Source organism: Lysobacter sp. CCNWLW3, from assembly GCF_036697405.1.
Taxonomy (GTDB): domain Bacteria; phylum Pseudomonadota; class Gammaproteobacteria; order Xanthomonadales; family Xanthomonadaceae; genus Lysobacter.
Window position 1 is genome coordinate 259,360 of record NZ_JBAHWA010000001.1, and the last position, 24,004, is coordinate 283,363.

Below are 24,004 nucleotides of genomic sequence, written 5' to 3' on the forward strand. Positions count from 1 at the left end.
CCGGGCCGCGCAATCGCGTGCCGCGTCAGCGCGGCGCGGCCTCGGGCGCGCCGAATGGCAGGCGGATATCGCTGAGTTTCCAGCTCAAGCCGGAGCGGGTCAGCACGAACACCACCGGCTCGCCGTCGGCGTTGGCGACCGTGGCGGTGAAGCGCGAGGGCGACTCGAAACCGTATCGGGCGTCCTTGAGCGGATCGGCCGGCAGATTGGGCGCGTAGCTGTCCTGGCCGCGCCCGCCGCCGCCGAGGCGGTTGAACAGGTTGCGGCCCTCCAGCACCGCGCCGATGCCGACCGGCGTAGCCAGCGCGTCGACCGCGCCGCCGGCGACGCCGCTGGCGATGCGCACCGCGATCGCGCCGAAGGGATTGGCCTGCACGTCCTCGCCGGCTTCGCGCACCAGATAGTCCTCCAACTGGGCCTTCAGGCTCAGGCGCAGGGCCGGGAAATCGATGTGCTTGGACAGGGCGGCGGTGTCCTGCTCCTGCACCGCCTTGCGGATCGCGTTGACGGTCAGATACGGGCCGGCGGCGACATAGCCGGCCAGCAACAGCAGCACCAGGACGACTAGGGCGATCCACTTCTTCATGCAGGTCCACCGGGCACGGGAGGAGGCCAGCTTAGCGCCCCTGCGCCCAAGCGCGCTTGAATGCCGTCAGCGCCGGCGCGGGGTCGCGGGCCGTAGCCGTGTCGACGCGATGCAGCGCCGGTCGCATGGCGATCGCCCAGCGGGCCATACCCGCCGCCACGCAGCGACCGGACTTCAGAACTCCAGGTCCAGCGCCGCGCACAGGTAGTCGGTGAACGGCGCCAGGCCGCTCAGGTCGGTTTCCAGGGTCTTGAGCAGGCGCGGGCCGGTCATCACCTCGTCGCCGATCGCGCGCAGGGCCACGAAATTCTTGCGCCGCAGGTCGTGGGCGAACTCGAAATCGTCGGGGAAACCGCGCGGCATGCGCACCAGCATCTCGTCCTCGTCGAGGTCGAAACGGCGGCGGAACTTGGGCTCGTGCGCGGCGGCCTTCCAACTGCCGGGGTTGTCGAGGATGAAGTGGCGGATGCGCCGCAGCGAGTCCGGCTCCGGATGCCACAGGCCGGAAGCGATGAAGCAGTTGCCCGGCTGCAGGTGCAGATAGAACGACGGCGCTTCGACCTGGCGGCCGCGTTCGTGGAACAGGCGCGCGCCCTGCCAGGTCTTGTACGGAGTCTTGTCGTTGGCGAAGCGGGTGTCGCGCTGGATCCGGAACAGCGAGCCGCCGACGGTCTTGGGCTCGGAGCGGTAGTGCTCGCTGACCCCGGCCAGCACCGGCTGCAGGTCGGTGAGCAGGCGCTGGAACGGGCCACGCACGTGTTCGTCGTACTCGGCCTTGTGGGCCTGGAACCATTCGCGCTCGTTGTGGCGCGCCAGGCCGCGCAGGAACTTGAAGCTGGCGTCGGAAAAATAGCGGCTCATGCGTATCGGATTGGAGTGGATGCCGTGAGTATGGCCGGGCTCAGCTCAAGACCGCGTCGATATCGCGGCCCCAGGCCTCGAGACGGTCGAGCAGGGCCAGGCGCGCGCCGTCCTGGGCATGCGCCAGGCGCAGCGCCGCCAGTTCGGCGTGGAAGCGCTCGAAGTTGTACTCGCCCAGGCCGGCGTCCTGGTACAGGCGCCGGCGGCGGTAGTCGTTCCAGCGCTCGTGTTCCTCGGGCGACAGCGTCTGCGGCCAGTTGCGCGCGCGATAGCGGAACAGCAGTTCGGGCAGGCGCGCGTCGCGGAAACCGAACGCGGCGGCGCCCAGTTCGGCCGGCGCGGTGGTGCGCACCTGCGCGAACAGGCGCTTGTCGCCGTCGCCGATGAAGCCGTCGTAGAGCGAGGCGTCGGCGTCGGCGGCCGTGCGCTCGCGCTCGACGCCGTAGACCCGGCGCACCTTGTCGGCCAGGGCGGGGCCGACCGCGCGCAGCACCGCGGCGCGGCGCTCGATCGCGGCCGGGTCGATCTTCAGGCGCTCGAAGTCGGGCTCGCGCAGATGATCCCAGGCGATCAGGGCCGGGCAGCGGTTGGTCTGCACTTCCTTCAGCGCGACCCGGGTCTCGCCTTCGGGCAGATCGGCCAGGGGCGTGTACAGGCGATCGGCGATCGCGTCGGCGTCCAGGCCGAGCAGGGCGTCGGGCTCCTGGTCGAGGTCGAACACGATCACCCGGCTGTCGATGCGCGGATGGCGCGCGATCGGCAGCACCGCGGCCGCGCACAGCCGGCTGGCCGGAAAGCGCTGGGAGACGTGCAGCACCGGCTTCATGCCGACCACGTCGAGCAGGCTGGCGGCGTAGCGCTTGTCGCGCAGGCGCAGGGCGTAGTCCCACAGCCGCGGCTGCGCGGCCTTGAACTTGCGCGCCAGCCCGATCAGGGCGCGCACGTCCGACAGCGCCTCGTGGGCGTCGCCCACGCGCACGCCGTTGGCCAGCGCCAGATGCTCGAGCTTGAACGAGGTCTGGCCGTCTTCGCGCTGCGGCCAGACCAGGCCGTCGGGGCGCAGGGCGTGCGCCAGGCGCAGCACGTCGAGCAGGTCCCAGCGCGAGTTGCCGCCGCGCCACTCGCGTTCGTAAGGGTCGTAGAAGTTGCGGAACAGGCCGTAGCGCACGAACTCGTCGTCGAAACGCAGCGAGTTGTAGCCCAGGCTGCAGGTCTCCGGGCGCGACATTTCGTCGAAGATCAGGGCGAAGGCCTCGGCCTCGCTCATGCCGTCGCGCAGGGCGTCCTGCGGCGCGATGCCGGTGATCAGGGTCGCCGTCGGGGAGGGCAGCAGATCGTCGGCGGGCTTGACGAAGACGCTGATCGGGTCTTCGATCTCGTTGAGCTCGGCATCGGTGCGCATCGCCGCGAACTGGGCGATGCGGGTCGTGCGCGGATCGGCGCCGAAGGTTTCCAGATCGTAGAACAGGAAGCTCGCGGCCATGCGCTCAGTCGTCCGCGGGCAGAAGCGAGAGGCGCGCGCGCACCGCGGCGTCGACCGCGTCCCAGTCCAGCGTGTCCAGGCTGTCGTGGCCGCGGGTCAGTTCCACCAGCAGCTCGCGCTGCAGGTTGCCGCGCTCGAAGGCGGTCGCGTAAGGCATGCGATGGAAGGTGACCATGGCGTAGCGTGGCATGAAGCGGTCGGGATGGCGCTCGGCGAGGCGGCGCTCGAGGGCGCGCTGCAGCAGGTAGTCGTCGTCGTCGACGCGATCGCGCATCTCCAGGTAGTTCTCCAGCGCCATGGTCTGGATCGCGCGCGCGTTGGGCAGGCGCTGGGCCTGGAACGCGGCGAACGCGGCGGCGCGGTCGGCGCCGTCCTCCAGCTGCCGGGCCAGGGCGACGCAGTCCTCGAAGGCGCAGTTCATGCCCTGGCCGTGGAAGGGCACCATCGCATGGGCGGCGTCGCCCAGCAGCACCGCGCGTTCGTCCAGGTGCCAGCGCTCCAGGTACAGCGTGGCGAGCAGGCCGGCCGGGTTGCGCTCGAAGTCCTGCTCCAGGTTCGGGATCAGCGGCAGGGCGTCGGCGAAGTCGCGCTCGAACAGCGCGCGCGCCTGGGCGCCGTCGCGGATGCTGGCGAAGCTGGGCTCGCCTTCGTTGGGCAGGAACAGGGTGACGGTGAAGGTTCGCTCGTCGTTGGGCAGGGCGATGCACATGTAGCGCCCGCGCGGCCAGATGTGCAGCGCGTTGGGCTCGATGCTGAAGCCGCCGTCGGGCGCGGGCGGGATCTCCAGTTCCTTGTAGGAGTGGCCGAGGAACTCGGTGCGTTCGCCCAGGTCGGTGGCGCGGTTCATCGCCGCGCGCAGCGCCGAGCCGGCGCCGTCGGCGCCGACCAGGCTGCCGAAGCCGGCGTCGTGGACGCTGCCGTCGCGCTCGTCGAGGAAACGCGCGACACGGGCATCGAAATCCACCGATTGCAGGCCGCGGTGGAAATGCAGGCGCGCGCCGGCGTCCTGGGCGATCTGCAGCAGGATCAGGTTGAGCTCGCCGCGGTGCACCGACCAGATCACTTCGCTGTCGTCGCGGCCGTAGCGCTGCAAGTCGGTGCGGCCGTCGAGGAAGTGGACCATGCGCCCGCGCATCATCACCGCCTGGGCCATCACCGCCGCATCCGCGCCGGCCAGGCGCAGCGCATGCAGCCCGCGTTCGGCCAGGGCCAGGTTGATCGAGCGCCCGCCCTGGTAGCCCTTCAGGCGCGGATCGCCGCGCTTCTCGTATACATCCACGTCCCAGCCGCGCCGCGCGAGCAGGGTGGCCAGCAGCGCGCCGGCCAGGCCCGCGCCGATGATGGTGAGGTGCTTCGAATGGTCTGCGATCAAGGCGCTTCACTCTCTAGCTGTTGTTCTGGACGTCACCTCGCATAGGCGCGAGCGATTGCTTCTTGCGGTCATTCCCGTCGGCCGCCGTTGTTCTTGTTGTCATTCCCGCGCAGGCGGGAATCCAGGAACTTCAGCGTTGCCTACGATTTCCGGCCATAGGTCCTTCCAGGTCGGATTCCGCTCTTCGATCAGGCGTATCTTCCATTCCCGATTCCACTTCTTGATCTGCTTCTCGCGTTGAATGGCGCTTTCCATCGATTCCGACAATTCATACCAGACTAGGCGAGTGACATCGTATCGTTTGCTGAAACCCTCGGTGACGTGTTCGCGATGCTGCCATACACGAGCCACAAGATCGCTGGTCACGCCGACATAAAGCGTTCCCTTGCGGGTGCTGGCCAAGAGATATACCGTCGGCGATTAGCCCATAACGTCGGGTCACTGGATTCCCGCTTGCGCGGGAATGACAGCCTCAGCTATCGCTGTTTCTTCAAACCTAGACATCGCCGTTCCTCCAGGCTTCCACCGCGCGCACGAACCGCAGCACGTCCGCATGCGTGTTGTACAGCGGGGCCGGAGAGATGCGGATCACGTCGGGCTCGCGCCAGTCGCCTAGCACGCCGTTGGCGGACAGGTGGTCGAACAGTGCGCGGCCGGCGTCTCGGCCGCTGAGACCGCGGCCGCCGATCACGCGCAGCGACAGCTGGCAGCCGCGTTGGGCCGGGTCCTGCGGGGTCGCGATCTGCAGGGTCTGCGACAGGCGGCCGCGGATCAGGCTTTCCAGATAGCCGGTCAGGCGCAGCGATTTCGCGCGCAGGGCCGGCATGCCGACGCGGTCGAACAGCTCCAGCGAGGCGCGCAGAGGCGCCAGGCCGAGGATGGGCGGGTTGCTGAGCTGCCAGCCTTCGGCGCCGGGCGTGGGCACGAACTGCGGGCCCATGCGGAAGCGCGTGCCCGCCTCGTGGCCCCACCAGCCGGCGAAGCGCGGGCGCTCGCTGTGGGCATGGCGTTCGTGCACGAAACAGCCAGCGACCGCGCCGGGACCGGCGTTCAAGTATTTGTAGTGGCACCACACCGCGAAATCGACGCCGCTGTCGTGCAGGGCCAGTTCGAGGTTGCCGACCGCGTGGGCGAGATCGAAGCCGCAGACCGCGCCCTGGGCCTGGCTCAGGCGCGCGATCGCGGCCAGGTCGAAGGCCTGGCCGCTGCGGTATTGGATGCCGGGCCACAGCACCAGGGCCAGGCGCGGTCCATGCTCGGCGATCGCCGCCGCGATCGCGGCCATGGAATAGGTGCCGCCGGGCAGGTCGGGTTCCAGTTCGATCAGGTCGGTCGCCGGATCGAAACCGTGGAACTGGATCTGCGAGGCCACCGCGTGCCGGTCGGACGGGAACGCGCCGGCCTCGATCAGGATCGCCGGGCGCTCGCGCGTGGGCCGGTAGAAGCTGACCATCATCAGGTGCAGGTTGGCGGTCAGCGAATTCATCGCCACCACTTCGGACGGCCGCGCACCGACCAGGCGCGCCAGCGGTTCGCGCACCAGTTCGTGGTAGGGCATCCATTGCGCCGAGCCGGTGAAATGGCCTTCCACGGCTTCGTGCGCCCACTTGTCCAGCACCTCCTCGACGTGCGCGCGCGCGCCGCGCGGCTGCAGGCCCAGCGAGTTGCCGCAGAAATAGGCTTGTTCGGACTCGCCGTGGCGCGGCAGCAGGAACTGCCCGCGCAGGGTCGGCAGCGGGTCGGCGGCATCCAGGGCCAGCGCGTGCGATTCGGAATACAGGTCGGTCATGGACTCAGGGCAGGTTCGCGTCTAGGACGGTCTTGGCGTAGGCGGGCGCGTACAGTTCGTCGACCTCGACGCACAGCTGCACGGACGGGTAATGCGGGGGCAGGCTGTCGCGCAGGGCCGCAAGGACGATGCCCGACAGGGCGCCGCGCACCGCTTCGCTGCGCCCCGGCAGGATCTTGAGCCGGGCGTGAACGAAGGCGCGGCCGCGCTCGGCGGTGCCGACGCGGTAATGCTCGAGCGCACAGGCGCGGCTCTTGATCGCGAGCTCGTCGAAATGGCCGCTGAGCGCGAGCGCTTGGTTGATCCGGGCCAGGGCCGCGTCGGCGTCGTAGCCGGCGAGGTTGGCGGTGTACTGCAGGCTCAGGTGCGGCATCGCCGGGGCTCAGGCGAAGCGCGCCAGCGGCAGGCCCAGCCATTCCAGGGCGGTGCCGTGGTACAGCCGTGCCTGCTCGGCCGGCGGCAGCGACAGCGAGGCGATGCCGGCGCCGGGCTCCTGCTCGCCCAGCGGGAAGGGATAGTCGGTGCCCAGCATCACCCGCGACACGCCGCAGGTGTCCAGCAGGTATTGCAGGGCGCGCGGATCGGCGACCCAGGAATCGAAGTACATCCGGCCCAGATACTCGCGCGGATTGCGCGGATTGTCGGTGGCGACCAGGTCCGGGCGCATGTTGAAGCCGTGTTCGATGCGGCCGATGGTGTAGGGGAAGCTGCCGCCGCCGTGGGCCATGCAGATCTTCAGCTTGGGCAGGCGTTCGAGCACGCCGCCGAACACCAGGCAGCAGGCCGCACGCGACTGCTCGGCCGGCATGCCGACCAGCCAGGGCAGCCAGTACTTGGGCATGCCGGCCGCGCCCATCATGTCCCAGGGGTGGACCAGCACGGCCGCGCCCAGGTCGCTGGCGGCCTGGAAGAACTCGAACAGTTCCGGCGCGTCCAGGTTCCAGTCGTTGACGTGGCTGCCGATCTGCACGCCCTGCAGGCCGAGCTGGTCCATGCAGCGTTCCAGCTCCTGCACCGCCAGCCGCGGCGACTGCAGCGGCACCGTGCCGATGCCGGCGTAATGGCGCGGGTGCGCGCGGCAGGTCTCGGCCATGTGGTCGTTGAGCGCCTGGTGCAGTTCCAGCGCATGGTGCGGCTTGGCCCAATAGCTGAACATCACCGGCACGGTGCTGATCACCTGCACCTGCACGCCGAAGCGCGCGTAGTCGTCGATGCGCTCCTGCGGGTCCCAGGTCTTGGACCAGATCTCGCGGAAGAACTTGCCGTCCTTGTAGATGCGGTGGCGGCCGTCGTCGGTGTGGTGGATCACCGGGAAGCGGTCGTCGCCGAACTTGCGCGCCAGGTCGGGCCAGTCGCGCGGCAGGTAATGGGCGTGGGTGTCGATCTTGAGCATCGCGGCCTCAGGTGTCCGGCATGACGTATTTGGCCGGCGCCGGATTGAGATGTCCGCACTGGCCGCAGCTGCGGTGCTCGCGCGAGGCGTAGAAGCGATCGAACACCGGCGGGAAGTCGGTTTCGATGTTGCGCAGGTGGAAGAACTCCTCGTACAGCTTGTGGTTGCAGCGCTCGCAGAACCACATCAGGCCGTCGTCCTCGTCCGGGCGGCGCCGGCGTTCGATCACCAGGCCGATCGAATCGGGCATGCGCTGCGGCGAATGCGGCACCCGCGGCGGCAGCAGGAAGGTCTCGCCGGCGCGGATCGGGATGTCGCGCACCGCGCCGTCTTCCTGGATGCGCAGGACCATCTCGCCTTCGAGCTGGTAGAACCACTCCGCGCCTTCGTCCCAGTGGTAGTCGGTGCGCTGGTTGGGCCCGCCGACGATCATGACGATGAAGTCGTCGACATAGATCGTCTTGTTGCCGACCGGCGGCTTGAGCAGGTGGCGGTGTTCCTCGATCCAGGCTTGCAGGTTGAGCGGTCCGGGCAGCATGGTCCTACTCCGTGGCGCGCGGCAGGCGCGCGACGCATTTGAGTTCGATCGCGATCGGGGTCGGCAGCGCGGTGATGCCCAGGGTGGTGCGGCAGGGCGCGCGGTCGATGTCGGGGAAGGCTTCGGCCCAGGCCGCGTTGTAGGCGGCGAAATCGCGCGCCATGTCGGTCAGGTAGACGGTGACGTCGACCAGATCGTCCCAGCCGGCGCCGCTGGCCTCCAGCACCGCGCGCACGTTGGCGAACACCGAGCGGCACTGCAGGGCGATGTCGTAGGACACCAGGCGGCCGTCGGCGTCGTGGACGTTGCCGGGGATGCCGTTGCTGGCCGGGTCGCGCGGGCCGATGCCGGACAGGAACAGCAGCTCGCCGACCCGGCGCGCATGCGGGTACAGGCCGACCGGGCGCGGCGCGGCGTCGGTGCGCACGCTGCCGTCGGAGGCGCTCATCGCGGCGAACCGCCGTGGGTGGAGTGCACGCGCGCGATCGCGGTGTCGTAGGCCGACTGCAGCTCTTCGTGCGACTCGATGTCCATGCCCAGGTCGTGCACGCGGCCGTTGCGCAGGCTGTAGACCCAGCCGTGCACGGTCAGCGGCTGGCCGCGCGCCCAGGCGTCGCGCACGATCGTGGTCAGGCTGACGTTCTGCACCTGCTCGATCACGTTGAGCTCGCACAGGCGGTCGTGGCGTTCGTCCTGGTGGGCGTGGGCGATGCAGGACACGTGCTTGTCGGCGACATCGGTGACGTGGCGCAGCCAGTTGTCGACCAGGCCGTAGCGGTGGCCGTGCAGGGCCGCATGCACGCCGCCGCAGCCGTAGTGGCCGACCACCAGGATGTGCTTGACCTTGAGCACGTCGACCGCGAACTGGATCACCGACAGGCAGTTGAGGTCGGTGTGCACGACCACGTTGGCGATGTTGCGGTGGACGAAGACCTCGCCGGGGGCGAGGTCGATGATCTGATTGGCCGGCACGCGCGAATCCGAGCAGCCGATCCACAGGTATTCAGGGGCCTGCTGGCGCGACAGCTTGGCGAAGAACTCGGGGTCCTCGGCGCTGATCCGTTGGGACCATTCGCGGTTTTTCTGCAGCAGGTCGTCGAGTTGCGTCATCGCTTATCCCAGGTGAAGGCCGACGTTCTTGGCGTCGGTGAAGAAACGCATGGCCTCGACGCCGCCTTCGCGGCCGAGGCCGGAGGCGCCCACGCCGCCGAACGGCGTGCGCAGGTCGCGTTGCAGCCAGGTGTTGATCCAGACCATGCCCACGCGCAGCTGCGAGGCCAGGCGATGGGCGCGGTTGAGGTCGCGGGTCCAGACCGAGGCCGACAGGCCGTAGTCGCCGGCGTTGGCCAGGGCCAGGGCGTGGCTGTCGTCGTCGAAGGGTTGCAGGGTGAGCACCGGGCCGAAGATTTCCTCGCGGTTGCTCGCGGTGTCCGGGCCCAGGCCTTCGATCACGGTCGGGGCCACGTACCAGCCCGCGCGTTCCAGCGCGCCGCCGCCGCACAGCACCTGTCCGCCTTCCTCGCGCGCGCGATCGAGCGCGCGCAGGACCTTGTCGTAGTGGGCCTGCGACACCAGCGGGCCCAGCGTGGTGGCTTCGTCGTCGGGGGCGCCCGCGCGCAGCGCCTGCGCGCGCTCGACCATGGCCGCGCGCACCTCGGCGTAGATCGGGCGTTCCACCAGCAGGCGCGAGCCGCACAGGCAGATCTGGCCGGAATTCTGGAAGGCCGAGCGCACCAGGGTATCGAGCTGGCCGCGCCAGTCGCTGTCGGCGAACACCAGGGTCGGGTTCTTGCCGCCCAGCTCCAGCGAGACCTTCTTCAGGCGCGGCGCGGCCAGCGCGGCGATGCGCTGGCCGACCGCCGTGCTGCCGGTGAACGAGATCGCCCGCACCGCATCGTGATTCACCAGCGGCTCGCCGACCTGCGGGCCCAGGCCGTGGACGATGTTGAGCACGCCGCGCGGGAAGCCGATTTCGGCCGCGAGCTCGCCGAGCATGGTCGCCGTGGCGGGCGTCACCTCGGAAGGTTTGGCGACCACGGCGTTGCCCGCGGCCAGGGCCGGGGCGATCTTCCAGGTGAACAGGTACAGCGGCAGATTCCAGGGCGAGATGGTCGCGACCACGCCCAGCGGCGAGCGCAGGGTGTAGTTGAGCCCGGCCTGGCCGTGGTGGGATTCGCTGGCGAACTGGGTCGCGGCGTGGGCGAAGAAGCGCAGGTTCGACACCGCCCGCGGGATCTCGACCTCGCGCGCGAGCCGGATCGGCTTGCCGGCGTCCTTGGACTCGGCGTGCGCGAACGCCTCCAGCCGCGATTCCAGCGCATCGGCCAGTTTCTCCAGCCAGCGCGCACGCTCGCTGTGGGGCAGGGCGGCCCAGGCCGGGAACGCAGCCTGCGCGGCGGCGACCGCGGCTTCGACATCGGCCGCATCGCCGGCGGCGACCTGGGCATACGCCTGCGCATTGGCGGGATCGTAAACGTCCAGCCAGGCGCCGCTGGCCGGGTCGCGGGACTGTCCGTCGATGCAGTGCCGGAAATAGCGCATCCGACTAGCTTAACGCGTGGGCCGTCCAGCGCCCATCGCGAGCGCGCCGGTCCCGGCGCTCGCGGCCAGGCTCACGGCCTCGCCGCATCTTGCGCGCGGTTCGCGTGCCGCAGCGCGTCATGCTGCGGCCAAGCTGCGCAAAGCCCGAACGCATCCAGGTCCCAGCTTCGCCATCGCCGGGCCCGATCCGGGCCTCTCGGCACTTGACGCGCCGGTTAGCGGCTCTGCACATTCGGGCGGACCCTTCTCATCCATGCCCGATGACGGACGGCGACGTCGACATGCGGGCCTCAACGGCGGAAGAATCAACGTGGACAGACGCGATTTCCTGACGATGTCGGGCCTGGGATTGGCCGGGCTCATGGTTCCCTACGGCAACCTCATCGCCGCCGAGGCGCTGTTGTCGCCGATGGACGTGGCCAAGAAGAAGGCGCTGGCCGACGCCGCCTTGGGCGCGGCCACCCAGGCCGGCGCCTCCTATTGCGACGTGCGCATCGGGCGCTACCTGCGCCAGTTCGTGATCACGCGCGAGGACAAGGTCCAGAACGTGGTCAATACCGAGTCCACCGGCATCGGCATCCGGGTGCTGGTCAACGGCGCCTGGGGCTTCGCCGCCACCAACCGCCTGACCAACGACGGCGTGGTCAAGGCCGCGCAGCAGGCCGCCGCGATCGCGCGCGCCAACGCCAAGAGCCAGACCGCGCCGGTGCAGCTGGCCAAGGCGCCGGGCGTGGGCGAGGTGTCGTGGAAGACGCCGATCAAGAAGAACTCGATGGAGGTCCCGCTCAAGGACAAGGTCGACCTGCTGCTGGGCGTCAACGCCGCGGCGATCAAGGCCGGCGCCGACTTCGTCAACTCGATGCTGTTCCTGGTCAACGAGCAGAAGTACTTCGCCTCCACCGACGGCTCCTATATCGACCAGGACGTGCACCGGATCTGGGCGCCGATGACGATCACCGCGATCGACAAGGCCAGCGGCAAGTTCCGCACCCGCGAAGGCCTGTCCTCGCCGATGGGCATGGGTTTCGAATATTTGGACGGCGCCGCCTCGGGCAAGGTGGTCTCGCCCAACGGCGTGGTCAACTACAGCGATTCCTACGACATGCTCGAGGACGCTGTGGCCTCGGCCAAGCAGGCGCGCCAGAAGCTGACCGCGCCCTCGGTGAAGCCGGGCAAGTACGACCTGGTGCTGGACCCCTCGCACACCTGGCTGACCATCCACGAGTCGGTCGGCCACCCGCTGGAGCTGGACCGCGTGCTCGGCTACGAGGCCAACTACGCCGGCACCAGCTTCGCGACCCTGGACAAGCTCAAAGACAAGTTCCGCTACGGCAGCGACAACGTCACCCTGTTCGCCGACAAGACCCAGGTCGGCAGCCTCGGCGCGGTCGGCTACGACGACGAAGGCGTCAAGACCAAGCGCTGGAACCTGGTCAAGGACGGCACCCTGGTGGACTACCAGACCATCCGCGACCAGGCCCATATCGTCGGCAAGACCGAGTCCGACGGCTGCTGCTATGCCGACAGCTGGTCCAGCGTGCAGTTCCAGCGCATGGCCAACGTCTCGCTGGCGCCGGGCAAGAACAAGCTCAGCGTCGCCGACATGATCAAGGACGTCGAGAACGGCATCTACATCATCGGCGACGGTTCGTTCTCGATCGACCAGCAGCGCTACAACGCCCAGTTCGGCGGCCAGCTGTTCTACGAGATCAAGAACGGCAAGATCACCGGCATGCTCGAGGACGTGGCCTACCAGATCCGCACGCCGGAGTTCTGGAACGCCTGCACCGCCGTCTGCGACGACAGCGACTACCGCCTCGGCGGTTCGTTCTTCGACGGCAAGGGCCAGCCGGGCCAGGTGTCGGCGGTCTCGCACGGTTCGAGCACGGCGCGCTTCAACGGCATCAACGTCATCAACACCGCCCGCAAGCTCGGCTGAGCGACGCCAGGAGAATTCAGATGAGTATCTTTACCGAAGCCGAAGCCCGGGCCATCCTCGAGAAGGTCGTCAAGCTGTCCAAGGCCGACGAGTGCACGGCCAGGCTCAGCGGCTCGATCAACGGCAACATCCGTTTCGCCCTCAACAACGTCTCCACCAGCGGCATCGTCGACGATGCCGACCTGGCGGTGCAGGTCGCCTTCGGCAGCCGCGTCGGCGTGGCCACGATCAACGAGTTCGACGACGCCGCGCTCGAACGCGTGGTCCGCCGTGCCGAGGACCTGGCGCGGCTGGCGCCGGAGAATCCCGAGTTCATGCCGGCGATCGAGAAGCAGGCCTACAAGCCCAGCAAGACCTTCAGCGAGGCCACCGCGGCGATCACCCCGGAATACCGGGCCCAGGTCGCGGCCGATTCGATCGCGCCCTGCCGCGCCGAGAAACTGACCGCGGCGGGTTTCCTGGAGGACGGCCAGAGCTTCGTCGCCTTCGCCAACAGCAAGGGCAATTTCGGCTACCAGCGCGCCACCAACTTCGACTACACCTGCACCGTGCGCACCGACGACGGCCGCGGTTCGGGCTGGGTCGGCCGCAACCTAATGAACGCCGACGACTTCAAGGCCGACAACGACGTGCGCACGGCCATGCGCAAGGCCACCGAGTCGGCCGAGGCCAAGGCGCTGGAGCCGGGCAAGTACACGGTGATCCTGGAGCCGGCCGCGGCCGCGGGCCTGATCTCGTTCATGATGAATTTCTTCGACGCCCGCCAGGCCGACGAAGGCCGCAGCTTCCTGTCCAAGAAGGGCGGCGGCAACAAGCTGGGCGAGCAGGTCTACGATCCGCGCGTGAACATCGTCTCCGACCCCTGGGACGAGCGCGCCGCGGTCATGCCCTGGGACAACGATGGCCTGCCGCGCGAGAAGATGGCGGTGGTCGAGAACGGCAAGGTCGCGGCCTTGCGCTATTCGCGCTACTGGGCCAAGAAGCAGGGCAAGCGCGCGGTCGGCACGCCCGGCAACCTGCTGATGGCCGGCGGCGACAAGTCCACCGCGGACCTGATCAAGGGCACCCAGAAGGGCATCCTGGTCACCCGTACCTGGTACATCCGCCTGGTCGATCCGCAGACCGTGCTGCTGACCGGCCTGACCCGCGACGGCACGTTCTACATCGAGAACGGCGTGATCAAGCACCCGGTGAAGAATTTCCGTTTCAACGAATCGCCGGTGATCATGCTCAACAACATCGAAGAACTCGGCAAGCCGGTGCGCGTGGCCGGCGACGAGTCCTCGTTCGTGATGATGATCCCGCCGATGAAGCTGCGCGATTTCACCTTCACTTCGCTGTCGGACGCGGTCTGACGCCCACCGGCGCGGGCGGCGCCGCCGGTTTCCGGCGCGCCGCCCGTCGCCGACGCGCTGCATGCGCGTTCCATCGATTCCGCCGAGTCCTCCACGCCTGTGCAACGACGCGACTTCCTGAGTTTCACCGGCCTGGGTCTGGCCGGTCTCATGCTTCCCTACGGCCGCAGCATCGCCGCCGAGGCCCTGCTGGAACCGGTCGACGGCGCGCGCCGCCGCGCCCTGGCCGACACCGCCTTGAACGCCGCCCGCGAGGGCGGGGCGTCGTACTGCGACGTGCGCATCGGCCGTTACCTGCGCCAGTCGGTGATCACCCGCGAGGCCCAGGTCCGCAACATCGTCAACGGCGAGTCCGCCGGCATCGGCATCCGCGTGCTCTGCGAGGGCGCCTGGGGTTTCGCCGCCACCGCGCGTTCCACCCCCGAGGCCGTGGCCGGCGCGGCGCGCCAGGCGCTGGCGATCGCGCGCGCCAACGCCAAGGCCCAGACCCGCAAGGTCGAGCTGGCGCCGGTGCGCGGGGTGGGCGAGGTGCGTTGGGCCACGCCGGTGCGCAAGAACGCGATGGCGGTGCCGATCAAGGACAAGGTCGATCTGCTGCTGGGCGTGAACGCCGCGGCGATGAAGGCCGGCGCGGACTTCGTCAATTCGACCCTGTTCGTGATCAACGAACAGAAGTACTTCGCATCCACCGACGGCAGCTACATCGATCAGGACGTGCACCGCATCTGGTTGCCGCTGACCGCGACCGCTGTGGACAAGGCCAGCGGCAAGTTCCGCACCCGCGACGGCCTGTCGGCGCCGATGGGCATGGGCTACGAATACCTGGACGCCGATCCGGCCGGCAAGCACGCGCTGCCCGGCGGCATGACCGGCTACGGCAGTTCCTACGATGTGATGGAGGACGCGGTCGCGGCCGCCAAACACGCGCGCGCCAAGCTCAAGGCGCCCTCGGTCAAGCCCGGCAAATACGACCTGGTGCTGGATCCGTCCAATATGTTCCTGACCATCCACGAGAACGTCGGCCATCCGCTGGAACTGGACCGCGTGCTCGGCTACGAGGCCAACTACGCCGGCACCAGCTTCGCCACCCTCGACAAGCGCGAGCAGGGCTACCGTTACGGCAGCGAGGCGGTCAGCTTCGTCGCCGACAAGACCCGTGCCGGCAGCCTGGGCGCGGTCGGCTACGACGACGAGGGCGTGAAGACGCGCGAGTGGGACCTGGTCCGCGACGGCATCCTGGTCGACTACCAGGCCACTCGCGACGAGGCCCACATCCTCGGCCACAAGGAATCGCATGGCTGCAGCTACGCCGATTCCTGGTCCAGCGTGCAGTTCCAGCGCATGGCCAATGTCTCGCTGATGCCGGGCAAGAAGCCGCTGAGCGTGGCCGAGATGGTCAAGGGCGTCGAACGCGGCCTGTACGCGCACGGGCGCGGCTCCTATTCGATCGATCAGCAGCGCTACAACGCGCAGTTCGGCGGCCAGCTGTTCTTCGAGATCAAGAACGGCGAAGTGACCGGCCTGGTCGAGGACGCGGCCTATCAGATCCGCACGCCGGAGTTCTGGAACGCCTGCGTGGCGGTCTGCGACCAGCGCGATTTCCGCCTGGGCGGCTCGTTCTTCGACGGCAAGGGCCAACCCAGCCAGGTCTCGGCGGTGTCGCACGGCTCCAGCACGGCGCGCTTCAACGGCGTCAACATCATCAACACCGCGCGTTCGCTGTAGGCGCCGCACCGATGCGTACCGCCGCCGCCCGCTCTCTCCAGGCGCCCCAGGGCGCGGACGCGCGCGCGTGAACCGCGCGCAGTTCCTGCGCCTGATGCTGGGCGGCCTGGCCGGCGCGGCCCTGGCCAGGCCCTGGCAATCGGCGCTGGCGGCGGCCGAGTACGACTTCTGGTTCACCCGCCTGAAGTACGACTCCGGCGACTGGGACGTGGACCAGCGCATGCCGGCCAACCTGATCACCTCGCTGATCGACTACACCAACCTGCGCGTGGACCCCAAGGAGCACGTGCTGGCCCTGGCCGATCCCAAGATGCTGACCGCGCCGTTCTGCTACCTGGCCGGGCACAAGCTGGTCGAGTTCAATCCCGACGAGCGCCGCAACTTCGAGCGCTATGTGCGCAACGGCGGCTTCGTCTTCGTCGACGACTGCAACCACGACATCGACGGCCTGTTCGCGCGTTCGTTCGAGTCGCAGATGGCGGCGATCTTCGGCCGCAAGGCGATGAAGAAGCTGCCCAAGAACCACCCGATCTACCGCAGCTTCTTCGTCTTCGACGGCCCGCCCGCGACCGGTTTCGAGCTCAACGGCTGGGGCGACGACCTGGTCCACGAGTACCTGCAGGGCATCGAGATCGACGGCCGCCTGGGCGTGCTCTACAGCAACAAGGACTACGGCTGCGAGTGGGACTACGACTGGCGCAACAAGCGCTTCCTGGCCGAGGACAACACCAAGTTCGCGGTCAACATCGTCATGTACGCGCTGACCGCGTGAACGAACCAGCAAGGGCAACCCCATGAGCCAGACTCCCAGCGAATCCGATATCCAGGCCGAACTCGCGCAACTGAGCACGCTGCGCAGCGCGATCGCGCAGGCCATCGTCGGCCAGGACGACGTGGTCGAGCAGTTGCTGATCGGCCTGCTCGCCGGCGGCCACTGCCTGCTGGAAGGCGTGCCCGGCCTGGGCAAGACCCTGCTGGTGCGCTCGCTGGGACAGGCGCTGGAGCTGCAGTTCCGGCGCGTGCAGTTCACCCCGGACCTGATGCCCAGCGACATCCTCGGCACCGAACTGCTGGAGGAGGACCACGGCACCGGCCACCGCCACTTCCGTTTCCAGCCCGGCCCGATCTTCACCAACCTGCTGCTGGCCGACGAGCTCAACCGCACCCCGCCCAAGACCCAGGCGGCGCTGCTGGAGGCGATGCAGGAGCGCACGGTCAGCTACGCCGGCGTCACCCACACGCTGCCGTCGCCGTTCTTCGTGCTGGCCACCCAGAACCCGCTGGAGCAGGCCGGCACCTATCCCTTGCCGGAAGCGCAGCTGGACCGCTTTCTGCTGCATATCCGCGTCGACTACCCCAGCGAGCGCGAAGAGCACGACATCCTGCAGCAGACCACCGGCGCCCACAGCGCCCAGGTGCCGCGGGTGATGCACGGCGAGCAGGTGCTGGCCCTGCAGGCGCGCGTGCGCGAGGTCCATCTGGGCGACGATCTGCTGCTGTGGATCACCCGCCTGGTGCGCGCGAGCCGGCCGCGCGACAGCGCCCTGGCCGAAGTGCGGCAGTGGGTGAAGTGGGGCGCCGGTCCGCGCGCGGGCCAGTCGCTGGTGCTGGCGGCCAAGGCGCGCGCCCTGCTGCACGGGCGCCTGGCGGCCACCCGCGACGACGTGCTGGCGCTGGCCGCGCCGGTGATGCGCCACCGCCTGCTGTTGTCGTTCGCGGCCGAGGCCGAGCAGAAGAGCGCCGACGACGTGATCGCGGCGCTGCTGCGCGGCGTGCCGTTCGCCGGCGCCTGAGCGGCGCAGGGGCAGGGCGGATAGGGCGATGAGCGATCTGATTCCGGCGGCGGTGCGCGCGCGCTTGCGCAATCTGCGCCTGACCTCGCGGCGCGCGGTCGGCGCGCACGGCCTGGGCCTGCATCGCAGCCGCAGCCGCGGCGCCGGCCTGGAGTTCGCCCAATACCGCGCCTACGAGCCCGGCGACGAACTGCGCCAGATCGACTGGAAACTGTATGCGCGCTCGGACCGCTTCTTCGTGCGCGAGGCCGAACGCGAAAGCCCGCTGGCGGTGTGGCTGCTGATCGACGCCAGCGCCTCGATGATCCAGGCCGACGCCGCGCGCCCGGGCTGGACCCGCCTGGATGCGGCCAAGGCCCTGGCGGCCTGCGTGGCCGAACTGGCGCTGCGCCAGGGCGACCGTTTCGGCCTGATCGCCTTGCGCGGCGACGGCCTGCGCCTGCTCGCGCCGGCCGCGGGCCCGCGCCAGCGCGATCGCCTGCTGCTGGAGCTGCAGGCGTTGTCGGCGCAGGGCAGCTGGCCTGCGGCCGACAAGCTGCGGCCGCTGTGGGAGCGCATCGGCGCCGACGATCTGGTGTTGATGCTGGGCGACGGTTTCGACGAAAGCGGCATCGCGGTGGCCGAGCGCCTGGCCGCGGCGCGGCGCGAAGTGCTGAGTCTGCGCATCCTCACCGCCGAGGAGCGCGATTTCCCGTATCAGGGCGGCCACCGTTTCCGCGATCCGGAGACCGGCGAGGAATTGCTCGGCGACGGCGTCGCGCTGCGCGCCGAGTTCCTGGCCCGGTTCGGCGCGGCCAGGGCCGAGATCGACGCGCGCCTGGACGCCAGCGGCATCCGCCACGCCGAGTACGTGCTGGACCAGGAACTGGATCTGCCGCTGCACCGCCTGTTCGGCGCCCGCGACGCCGCGGAGTACGCGTGAACTTCGCCTTGCTGCTGCCCGCCGCGCTGGCCGCGCTCGCGGCCCTGATCCTGCCGCCGCTGATCCATCTGGCGCGCCGTAGCGAGCAGCGCCCGACCGATTTCGCTGCGTTGCGCTGGCTGCGCCAGAAGCCGCGTCCGCGTCATCGCATCCGTTTCGACGAACGCCTGTTGTTGGTGCTGCGCTTGCTGCTGCTGGCGCTGCTCGCGCTGTGGCTGGCGCGGCCGGTGTCGTACGGCGCGGTCAGCCACCAGCCCTGGATCGTGGTCGCGCCCAGTGTCGATGCTCAGGCCGTGCCGGCGGGCGAGGGCGCGCGCGTGCGTTGGCTGGCGCCGGGTTTTCCCGCGATCGACACGCCGCCGCCGGCGCAGCCGGTCGCGCTGGCCAGCCTGTTGCGCGAACTCGACGCGACCCTGCCGCCGCAGGTGCCGCTGCGCGTGCTGGTGCCGGTCCAACTCGGCGGCGCCGACGGGCAACGGCCGGCCCTGGCGCGCAGCGTGCAATGGCAGGTGGTCGCCGGCACGACGGATGCCGCGGCAGCCGTGCCCACGGTCGCGCCGCCCAGGCTCGCGATCCGTTACGCCGCCGAGCGCGCGAACGCATTGCCGTATCTGCATGCCGCGGTCGCGGCCTGGTCGCCGCAGAACGTCGTCGTCGATAGCGCCGTCGCCAGCGCCGCGGCGCCGACCGACCCCAAGACGCAGGTGCTGGTGTGGCTGGCGCCGGGCGCATTGCCCGCGCCGGTGCTGGACTGGATCGGCGCGGGCGGCACCGCCGTGCTCGACGCGCAGACAGCATGGCCGCAGACCGGTGCGCGTGCGCCGCTGTGGCGCGATACGGATGGCGCGGTGCTGGTCGAAGGCGCGGGCTACCGCAACGGCCGCGTGCTGCGCTTCACCCGCGCACTGACGCCGCAGGCGATGCCGGCGCTGCTGGAGCCGCAATTCCCGCGCCGCCTGCGCGAACTGCTGAGCGCGCCGGCCGCGGCGCCCACTCGCGTCGTCGCCGGCGATTACGCACCGCGCACCGGCGGCCCGACGTTCGACCTGCCCGCACGTGATCTCAAGCCCTGGCTGGCGTTGCTGATCGCGGTCTTGTTCGCGCTGGAGCGCTGGTTCGCCACGCGTCCGCGCCGGGGCGTGACGCCATGAGCGCCACGCAAGGCCTGCGGACCCTGCTGGCGGGCGCGCGACTGCGGCGCGGCCTGGATGCGGCACTGATCGCCGCGCCCTGGCTCGCGGTCGCCACAGCGCTGGCGGGGCGGTGGAGCGGCGCGGTCGCGGCGGTATCGCTCGCGCTGGCCGGCATCGTCGTCGTCGCCTGGGCCTGCCGGCGCCACGCCGTGCGGTTGGACACGCAGTGGCTGGCGCGCCGGCTCAACGCACGGCGCGTGGACATGGACGACAGCGCCGACCTGCTGTTCGCCGACAACAACAACCTGGGCGCCCTGCAGAGCCTGCAGCGCACGCGCCTGCGACAACGCATCGAAACCGGCGCCACGCCCGATCTGCGCCCAGCCTGGTCGCTGCGCCGTTTGGCGCTGTCTGCCGCGCTGGCCGCGGTCGCGTTGCTCGCGATCCTGCTCTGGCCACGGCCGAGCGATGCGCCGCTGAGCGAACGCCTGGCCGATGCGGTGGGTTTGGCGCCGGCGCCCACCCAGACCCGGCTCACGCAAACGCTGCTCGCGCTCGCGCCGCCCGCATACACGCGCCTGCCTGCGCGCGAGGCCAGCCAGCTCGAAGCCAAGACCGTGCAGGGCGCGCAGCTGCGCTGGAGGCTGCGCTTCCAGCCGCAACCGAGCTCGGCCGAACTGGTGTTCCACGACGGTCGTCGTCTGCCCTTGCAACGCCAGGGCGAGGACTGGTCGGCGAGCCTGGTCCTGGACAAGTCGACCCTGTACCGGATCGTGCTGGATGCGCGGGCGCTGCCGCTGCAAACCCGGCGCCTGTACCGCCTGGATGTCGTACCCGACCGTGCGCCGCAGCTGCGCGTGATCGAACCCGACCGCGGCCTGACCCTGCTCGCGGCGGGGCAGCGCGTGTGGCCGCTGGTGTTCGACGCCAGCGACGACTACGGCCTGGCCGCGAGCGCGAGCCTGCGCATCACCCTGGCGCAGGGCTCGGGCGAGAACATCACCTTCCGCGAGCAGCGGCTGAGCCTGCGCGGCAACGGCACGGCGACCGCGAAACGCTACGCGCACCGGCTCGACCTGGCCGCGCTCGGTTTCGCGGTCGGCGACGATCTGATCGTGCAGCTCAGCGTCGACGACAACCGCCGGCCGCAGCCGCAGAGCGCGCGCAGCCCCAGTCTGATCCTGCGCTGGCCGGCGGACCTGGGTCAGGAAGCGACCGGCATCGAGGGCCTGGTCAAGACCACGTTGCCGGCCTATTTCCGCAGCCAGCGCCAGATCATCATCGACGCCGAAGCCCTGTACGCGCAGCGCCGCAAACTTGAAGCCGATCGGTACGTGAAGCGCTCCGACGAGATCGGCGTGGACCAGCGCATCCTGCGCCTGCGCTATGGCCAGTTCCTGGGCGAGGAGGCCGAGGGCGAGCCAAAGCCGCCGACCAACGATGCCGAGGACGTCGCCGCCGCCGAGCACGAGGCGCATGCCGAGGGGGGCGATGCCCACGACGACCACGATCACGCACCGTCGCCGGCGCCGTCGCGCTTCGGCGATGCCGGTTCGGTGCTGGAGGAGTACGGCCATACCCACGACCACGCCGAAGCCGCGACCCTGCTCGATCCGGAAACCCGCAAGCTGTTGAAGGCCGCGCTGGACGAGATGTGGCAGTCGGAGCTGCATCTGCGCCAGGGCCATCCGGACCAGGCCTTGCCCTATGCCTACCGTGCCCTGCGCTACATCAAGCAGGTGCAACAAGCCAGCCGCATCTACCTGGCGCGGGTCGGCCCGGAACTGCCGCCGATCGACGAGACCCGGCGCATGAGCGGCGAGCGTACAGGCCTGGCCAGACGCGGCGATGCCTTGAACGCCGCGACCGCGTCCGATCCGGCGCTGGAATCGCTGTGGCGCTCGCTCGAAGCGCCGCCGGCACTGGCCGGTTCGGCGATCGACACCGCCGCGCTGGAGCGCTGGCTGCGCGAACACGAGGCGCGCGTGCCGGATCCGCTCGCATTCGTCGCAGCGATCGACGCGCTGCGCGAGCGTCCCGATTGCGTCGCATGCCGGGCCCGCTTGCGTGGCCTGTTGTGGCCCTTGCTGACCCGTCCGCCGGCCGCGCTGCCGCGCCGAGAGGACGGCGGCGACGAAGGCCGGCGTTATCTGGATGCCTTGCGACGGGAGTCGGCGCCATGAGCGACTTCGCGTACACAGCGGATATCGTGCCGCCGGAAATCGCGCTCGCCGCCTTGCTCGCGCTGGCGGTGCTGATCGCGCTGGCCGGGCTGGTCTGGCGCCAGCTGCGCGCGCCGGCCGAACTGCGCGCGCAGGCCTGGCGTTTCGCGTTGCTGCTGCTCGCGCAACCGGCCTGCGCGATCTTGCTGTATTTCGCCTTGCTGCCGCCGCTGCTGCCGGGCCAGGCCGGCACGATGCTGGTCGCGACCGCCGGTAGCACCGGTTTCGCCGAGGGGGGCGCCGGCGATGTGCGCATCGTGCTGCCCGAGGCAGCGGCCACGCTGGACGGCGAGCGCGTGCCGGACCTGGCCACGGCCTTGCGTCGGCACCCGGGCACGCGTTGCCTGCATCTGATCGGCGCCGGTCTGGAAGCACGCGATCTCGATGCGGCGCGCGGGCTTTCGATCGAGTTCGAACCGGCGCCGCTGCCGCGCGGTCTCAGCGGCCTGTGGCTGCCGCGCCGGATCGCCGCCGGCGACGAGTTCGAGATCCATGGCCGCGCCGAAGGCCTGACCGGCGGCAGCGTCGAATTGCTCGATCCAGCCGGCCATCGCGTCGATCGCGCGGCGCTGGAGGAGGGTGGCGCGTTCGCGCTTGCCGGCAGTGCGCGCGGCGAGGGCCTGGCGAATTTCGCGTTGCGCCTGCTCGACGCGCAACGCAAACCGGTGGAGCAGGTCGAGCTGCCGCTGCGGACCGTGGCCGAGCCCGCGCCGCGCGTCCTGATCCTGGCCGGCGCGCCCAATCCCGAACTCAAGTACCTGCGCCGTTGGGCGCTGGACAGCGGTGCGCGCCTGCAGACCCAGATCGGCGTCGGCGGCGGCCTGCAACTGGGCGATGCGCCGATCGCGATCAACGCCGCGAACCTGTCCGGTTACGACTTGGCCGTTGTGGACGAGCGCGGTTGGGACAGCCTTGGGGCGGCGCAACGCGCGGCCCTGGTCGAGGCCGTGCGCAACGGCATGGGACTGGTGTTGCGCGTCACCGGGCCCTTGTCCGACGGCACGCGCGCGCAATGGCGTGCGCTGGGTTTGAACCTGGATGCCGGCCGCGATGCCGCGAACGCCAAGCTCGCGCTGGACGGCGGCGCCGACGAAGACGCGATCCGCGCGCGCATCGGCCCGGGCAGCGCGGACGCGCCGCGCGCGCGCGACGAGGTCGTGCCTGAAACCCCGGTCCTGAGCCGTCGCGTGTTGCACTTGCCGTCGACGCAGGCCCAGACGCTGCTGCGCGACAGCGACGGCGTCGCGCTCGCGGTCTGGCGCGAACACGGACGCGGGCGTGTCGCGCTGTGGACGCTCACCGATAGCTTCCGTCTGGCCTTGGCCGGTCGCGGCGATCTGCACGCGCGGATCTGGAGCGACGCATTCGCGACGGTCGCACGCGCGCAGGCGGGCGCTGCGCCCCAGATCGAAGCCGAAGCGCGCCCGCATCAACGCATGAGTCTGTGCGGGCTCGGTGCCGGCGCGCGCGTGTCCGGCCCGGACGGGCGCGAGCTGGCGTTGCTGATCGACCCGGCCAGCGGCAGCCGTCGCTGCGCGGCGTACTGGCCGCGTATGTCAGGCTGGCATCGCCTGCGCCTGGGCGAACAGGACTGGCCGTTCGCGGTGCGCGGCGCCGATGAAGCGCCGGGTCTGCGTGCGAGCGCCTTGCGGGAGCAGACCCTGGCGCTGGCCGCGCAAGCGCCGTCGCAAGCCGGTACCGGCATGGCACCGGCGAATGCGCATCGCAGCCCGTCCTGGCCGTGGTTCCTGGGCTGGTTGCTGTTGAGCGCGGCCTTGTGGTGGTTCGAACGTTCGCGCCTGGGACGTGCGCCGCTCGCGAGCTAGGCTGGCCCGGAAACGTCGGCGCCGCTGGCGGCCGAGACGCGAAACGGTTTCCACCCGCCAGGCGGATCCCATTCGCCCGCACCCGCGATCTCGGCGCTGGTGATGCGGTCGATAACCACGCCGTCCAGGCCGAGCATGTGGCTGCGCCATTGCAGCGCCGCATCGCGATCGAAGCTGAAGAGGCGTTGCGCCGAGGCGACCAGCAAGCATTCGTGGCCGGCGGCCAAACTGCCGAAGTAGCCGTCCAGGTCGAATTCACTGACGCCGCCATCGCGCAGGTCGACGAAATACACGCGATGCCCTGCGCCGACCACGAGGAAATGCGACCAGATCGTGCAGGACTCGAAGCCGTGGTAGTCGTCGCGGTAAGCGTGCAATTCGACGCGCACGAACGGCCGCTCGCCGTTGTGGACCAGGAAGATCTTGTCCGGTACGCCGGCGGGCCCGTCCAGGCGACCGATACGGATCGGCGGCATCGCGTCCCAAGGCGGATCGAGTGGGCCGCCGGCGACGACGCTGTACACGC

General features: G+C 70.0%; 22 protein-coding genes. 9 read left to right on the forward strand and 13 right to left on the reverse strand.

Annotation, left to right across the window (positions count from 1 at the left end; all coding sequences use genetic code 11):
- Positions 1-25 precede the first annotated feature (25 nt).
- The 12 genes from V1318_RS01175 to V1318_RS01230 all read right to left on the reverse strand — a co-directional run bounded on the left by V1318_RS01175 (position 26) and on the right by V1318_RS01230 (position 10,563).
- A complete protein-coding gene (locus tag V1318_RS01175; RefSeq protein ID WP_332936983.1) occupies positions 26-586 on the reverse strand; it encodes a DUF2939 domain-containing protein in 561 nt (186 codons plus the stop codon).
- 174 nt (positions 587-760) lie between these two features.
- Positions 761-1,447: a DUF2461 domain-containing protein gene (locus V1318_RS01180; RefSeq protein ID WP_332936985.1), complete on the reverse strand. Its 687-nt coding sequence runs from the start codon at positions 1,445-1,447 to the stop codon at positions 761-763.
- A gap of 40 nt (positions 1,448-1,487) precedes the next feature.
- Positions 1,488-2,930, reverse strand: a complete 1,443-nt coding sequence (gene sbcB, locus V1318_RS01185) for an exodeoxyribonuclease I (RefSeq protein WP_332936987.1) — start codon at positions 2,928-2,930, stop codon at positions 1,488-1,490.
- Positions 2,931-2,934: 4 nt separating this feature from the next.
- Complete coding sequence (locus V1318_RS01190; protein WP_332936989.1) at positions 2,935-4,302, reverse strand: NAD(P)/FAD-dependent oxidoreductase; 1,368 nt, start codon at positions 4,300-4,302, stop codon at positions 2,935-2,937.
- Positions 4,303-4,401: 99 nt separating this feature from the next.
- Positions 4,402-4,704 carry a GIY-YIG nuclease family protein gene (locus tag V1318_RS01195; RefSeq protein WP_332936990.1) on the reverse strand — a complete coding sequence of 101 codons (303 nt, stop codon included), beginning with the start codon at positions 4,702-4,704 and terminating at the stop codon, positions 4,402-4,404.
- A 94-nt stretch (positions 4,705-4,798) separates the two neighbouring features.
- Positions 4,799-6,091 (reverse strand): kynureninase, encoded by a 1,293-nt coding sequence (gene kynU / locus V1318_RS01200; protein ID WP_332936992.1) that lies wholly within the window; start codon positions 6,089-6,091, stop codon positions 4,799-4,801.
- A gap of 4 nt (positions 6,092-6,095) precedes the next feature.
- Positions 6,096-6,464: a 5-carboxymethyl-2-hydroxymuconate Delta-isomerase gene (locus V1318_RS01205; RefSeq protein ID WP_332936994.1), complete on the reverse strand. Its 369-nt coding sequence runs from the start codon at positions 6,462-6,464 to the stop codon at positions 6,096-6,098.
- Between the two features lie 9 nt (positions 6,465-6,473).
- Positions 6,474-7,484: an amidohydrolase family protein gene (locus V1318_RS01210; protein WP_332936995.1), complete on the reverse strand. Its 1,011-nt coding sequence runs from the start codon at positions 7,482-7,484 to the stop codon at positions 6,474-6,476.
- Between the two features lie 7 nt (positions 7,485-7,491).
- Positions 7,492-8,022 carry a 3-hydroxyanthranilate 3,4-dioxygenase gene (locus tag V1318_RS01215; RefSeq protein ID WP_332936998.1) on the reverse strand — a complete coding sequence of 177 codons (531 nt, stop codon included), beginning with the start codon at positions 8,020-8,022 and terminating at the stop codon, positions 7,492-7,494.
- 4 nt (positions 8,023-8,026) lie between these two features.
- Complete coding sequence (locus V1318_RS01220; protein WP_332937000.1) at positions 8,027-8,470, reverse strand: RidA family protein; 444 nt, start codon at positions 8,468-8,470, stop codon at positions 8,027-8,029.
- Positions 8,467-9,132, reverse strand: coding sequence for a carbonate dehydratase (gene can, locus V1318_RS01225; protein ID WP_332937003.1), 666 nt, complete (start codon positions 9,130-9,132; stop codon positions 8,467-8,469). Before can ends, V1318_RS01220 begins: the two co-directional genes overlap by 4 nt.
- Positions 9,133-9,135: 3 nt before the next feature.
- Positions 9,136-10,563, reverse strand: coding sequence for an aldehyde dehydrogenase (locus V1318_RS01230; RefSeq protein WP_332937006.1), 1,428 nt, complete (start codon positions 10,561-10,563; stop codon positions 9,136-9,138).
- Positions 10,564-10,873: 310 nt separating this feature from the next.
- Here V1318_RS01230 and V1318_RS01235 point away from each other — a divergent pair, with 310 nt between their 5' ends.
- The 9 genes from V1318_RS01235 (at position 10,874) to V1318_RS01275 (ending at position 23,478) form a co-directional block, all read left to right on the forward strand.
- The gene (locus V1318_RS01235) at positions 10,874-12,502 is read left to right on the forward strand and encodes a TldD/PmbA family protein (RefSeq protein ID WP_332937008.1); all 1,629 of its coding nucleotides are present in this window, start codon (positions 10,874-10,876) and stop codon (positions 12,500-12,502) included.
- Positions 12,503-12,522: 20 nt separating this feature from the next.
- Positions 12,523-13,857 carry a TldD/PmbA family protein gene (locus V1318_RS01240; protein ID WP_332937009.1) on the forward strand — a complete coding sequence of 445 codons (1,335 nt, stop codon included), beginning with the start codon at positions 12,523-12,525 and terminating at the stop codon, positions 13,855-13,857.
- Between the two features lie 99 nt (positions 13,858-13,956).
- A complete protein-coding gene (locus tag V1318_RS01245; protein ID WP_332937011.1) occupies positions 13,957-15,582 on the forward strand; it encodes a TldD/PmbA family protein in 1,626 nt (541 codons plus the stop codon).
- A 94-nt stretch (positions 15,583-15,676) separates the two neighbouring features.
- Positions 15,677-16,354, forward strand: a complete 678-nt coding sequence (locus tag V1318_RS01250) for a DUF4159 domain-containing protein (protein WP_200943955.1) — start codon at positions 15,677-15,679, stop codon at positions 16,352-16,354.
- A 22-nt stretch (positions 16,355-16,376) separates the two neighbouring features.
- Positions 16,377-17,375: a MoxR family ATPase gene (locus V1318_RS01255; RefSeq protein ID WP_057159251.1), complete on the forward strand. Its 999-nt coding sequence runs from the start codon at positions 16,377-16,379 to the stop codon at positions 17,373-17,375.
- 28 nt (positions 17,376-17,403) lie between these two features.
- Positions 17,404-18,297, forward strand: a complete 894-nt coding sequence (locus V1318_RS01260; protein ID WP_332937016.1) for a DUF58 domain-containing protein — start codon at positions 17,404-17,406, stop codon at positions 18,295-18,297.
- Positions 18,294-19,448: a BatA domain-containing protein gene (locus tag V1318_RS01265; protein WP_332937018.1), complete on the forward strand. Its 1,155-nt coding sequence runs from the start codon at positions 18,294-18,296 to the stop codon at positions 19,446-19,448. The genes V1318_RS01260 and V1318_RS01265 overlap by 4 nt, the downstream gene beginning before the upstream one ends.
- Entirely contained in the window at positions 19,445-21,613 is a 2,169-nt protein-coding gene (locus V1318_RS01270; protein WP_332937020.1) for a hypothetical protein, read from the forward strand. The genes V1318_RS01265 and V1318_RS01270 overlap by 4 nt, the downstream gene beginning before the upstream one ends.
- A complete protein-coding gene (locus V1318_RS01275) occupies positions 21,610-23,478 on the forward strand; it encodes a carboxypeptidase regulatory-like domain-containing protein (RefSeq protein WP_332937022.1) in 1,869 nt (622 codons plus the stop codon). Before V1318_RS01270 ends, V1318_RS01275 begins: the two co-directional genes overlap by 4 nt.
- Here the strand turns inward: V1318_RS01275 and V1318_RS01280 are convergent.
- On the reverse strand, positions 23,475-24,002 hold the full coding sequence (locus V1318_RS01280) for a hypothetical protein (RefSeq protein WP_332937024.1): 528 nt from the start codon (positions 24,000-24,002) through the stop codon (positions 23,475-23,477). The two genes, V1318_RS01275 and V1318_RS01280, sit on opposite strands and share 4 nt — an antisense overlap.
- Positions 24,003-24,004 lie beyond the last annotated feature (2 nt).